The organism is Candidatus Cloacimonadota bacterium (assembly GCA_020532355.1).
In the GTDB taxonomy this organism is placed as follows: Bacteria; Cloacimonadota; Cloacimonadia; order Cloacimonadales; family Cloacimonadaceae; genus UBA5456.
This window is the reverse complement of the sequence record JAJBBD010000032.1, coordinates 1-3,061: the sequence shown is the minus strand read 5'-3', so window position 1 is coordinate 3,061 and position 3,061 is coordinate 1. Positions and strand designations below refer to the sequence as shown.

General features: G+C 40.2%; 1 protein-coding gene. It reads left to right on the top strand.

Annotated elements, in window-relative coordinates; genetic code table 11:
- Nucleotides 1-61: 61 nt before the first annotated feature.
- Nucleotides 62-3,061 (top strand): hypothetical protein (locus LHW48_00910; GenBank protein ID MCB5259022.1); only part of this gene is annotated, 3,000 nt, incomplete at its 3' end.

Here is a 3,061-nt window from a genome sequence, read left to right as displayed (position 1 = left end):
GAAGCTTGGATTCCTGATTAAAATTGCATCAAATAAAGAAAGATTTGCATCCAGGAAAAGTGTGTTTATCAAAGCCATAAGTCCGACAAAGGATGACGATGCCTTCTGGAATGTTTGGTTCAAATCACATTTCTCAGAGCTTGACCCTCATGTTGCCAAACAGGTTAGACGATTGCTTGATGCTCACCCACAAGTTATTGACATGATAAAAACTTCACAGATAAGCCTTGTAGAAGCTAAAAGCACGATTGGCATCGATGTTCTGGAAAGAGCAATCGCGTCAGATGACCAAGTAATCAATGAATTGGCTGCAAGCATGAATTCACTTAAAGATGAAGCGAATGCTCGAAAGGTGTCAGAATACATAATTGAACGGGCAATGAGTCAATGGGATGATTGGGATGAAGACAGGCGGAATTGTATCCGGGTGTTACCCATCCACAGGACGGTTGATGGGAAGTATGTATCTCTGAAAGCTGATGAGGTTTATTGGCTACAATCCAAAGACAGTGCCGATCTAGATGCACCGATTTCACTTGATGAGAGGCCTCTCCTGAACCCTCAGTCGCAGTTTGCCAATGAATTCTATGTTAACATTTTGGAAATTGAATACAATGGAAGGCTCTCAATTATAAAGAAAGCTCTTAAGCAGATCGGCTTAGATAATGTAAACAATCAAGCGCTTCTGGCATATATCGTTAAATACTACTCCTCTGTGACTGATGCTTATCCGGATGAAGTATCCGATCTTAAAGAGCTTCTATTGGCAGCAGATATCGTGCTGTGTTTAGATGGGGAATGGAGACCTATCCCTGAAACATACAATCCTGCCAGAGTGATTGACATTCTATGTGATCAAGGTTGGAAGACTGCTGAAGCTCAAAAAGTAGTGAAATCTGTTTGCAGTGAAATACCCATAATCGGACTAAGCATATTCCATATATTATACCCTTTATTACTGTCTCAATCCCTTGAAATCCCGGCTTTGACACCAGAGCAGTTTTCAAAGAGTATAGTTACATCAGAGAGTATAGATCTGAGCATTCAACAGATTATTAAGCTTGTTACAAAGAACAGATACAAAGATGATTTTGAAATTTCCGGCTTGATCCAACAGTCAGATCTACCAACTATAACAGGTTCTTCAATATTGCATGAAGCCGAGTTGTTGATCAATAGAATCAACCTGTCTGATAGGTTGTTGCGGCGTTTGATACCCAATCTGGTTGATGTCCAAAAGCTTAGTGATAGTATTGGCATCTCTAAAAAGGACGTGCAAGATACCTTAAGATACCTCAGAGTTTACGAGGTAACTTCGGATTCGGTTTATCAGAGATTTGTCTCCCAATTCACTGATCTTTGGGATTCAGCCAAAACTAAGGAAGAAAAGCATGAATTGTTGGCTTTCATTGAAGAGCAAGATGCCCTTGATGACCTTCGAGATGTGCTAACTGCACTCCCTATAGTACAAACCACAGCCCAGAAAGAAACGTGGACTACCCCAGAAAATGCTCTAACACCAGATATTGCCAAACTCAATCCTCCCTTGATATCTGAAACAGAACTCCCATTCAATGAAGTTCCTGACAAGATCAGTGCATTGTACAATAAGATATGTGGGATAAACTCATTTCCCTTGCTTTTCTCTCATGTATTGAGCCGATTGGCTTCTGGTACCAACTCCACAAGAATCTCTGAAGTGTATAAGTGGCTCAGCAACCTACTGAATGAGAAAATGATAATCAGTGATGAGTTGGTCGACTGTCTGAAGACCAATAACTGGGTTCTGGCGAACAAAGGTGGCTTAGAAGATTATTTGATGCCTAAAGAAGTTTTGATCTGCGATGCATCTTCTATCTTGAAACACCACTTTTACGTGCCAGTCCTACCCATTCCAGATAATCTGATCAAGCTGGACATTGGATTCCAACGTTCGTTGCCTGAGACTCTAGAAGACCTTCGCGGAGTATGTCAGGCAATATTGGAGTCTGGTACAACTGATGACGATTCCTACATCGCTTTGTATAAAATGATTGCAAAGCTACTAACCGATGACGAGTTAAAAGAAATCTGGTTAGAAGAAGCCAGCAATAACCCTCTGATATTGACTTTTCGGGAGAAGAAAGGGTTCAGTAGTATTTATGGCCTTTTTATCGGAAATGATGAATACAACGATGATTTATCAAGTAACTTACTATGCCTAAAGAAGACAGAACTACCCAAGATAGTTGAAAACCTATACTCGAAATTGGGTGTTGAGACTCTGCCAAGCATTAGCCATCTCTATTATGCTTTGTCCGAGTTTGATGTAACCGGGGACTCCAAGGAGTATCGCAAATTAGTCGATCTCATTACGAAATTCATAGATACAGATATCTCTGAAGCATCCATGAATCCTGGGAGATTGAAAGTTAAAACTTTAGCAGGTACTTACGATGAGATATCCAAATGCTATAATGCATCTTCGCTGACTACAAGTGGAGAAGTTATCGAGGGACAAGAATCTCTGATTGATACCAATGATGCATCCACCAGGAAGTTGGTCGATTGGATACACAAAATCGAGCCTTATTACCCTAAAGAACTTCAAAGTTATTCTGATTACTCGATACAAAGCCAGGATGATCCAAACCTTTTACAACAATACGAAGCCGTACTCGATGCATGGGTGCAGCTTCTCTATGACCTAAACAGAGGGGATTCTCTACTTATCGAAAAACTCAATGAGCAAAGTATCGAGATAGAACCCATCGAGATCAGGATTAAAACGGCTGGTTACATTGAAGTCAAGGCCAGTACTGGAAACACAAAGATATCATTTACATCAAATGATCAGAATTGGTTCTGTAGCTCAGAGAGAGGCAGTGGTGTAATAATGATAAAACCATCGCCTACAATAGATTACCAGTTAATTGACAGTGCTATTACGAAAGAACTGCTTTTCCAGCTTGGAATAGATACAACGAAAGACGAATATAACATTGCTATATCAATTCTGCAAGATTACTTAGAGCGACCATCGTCTACTCTTAGAAAAATCTCAAAAGATAAGAAGGATTCT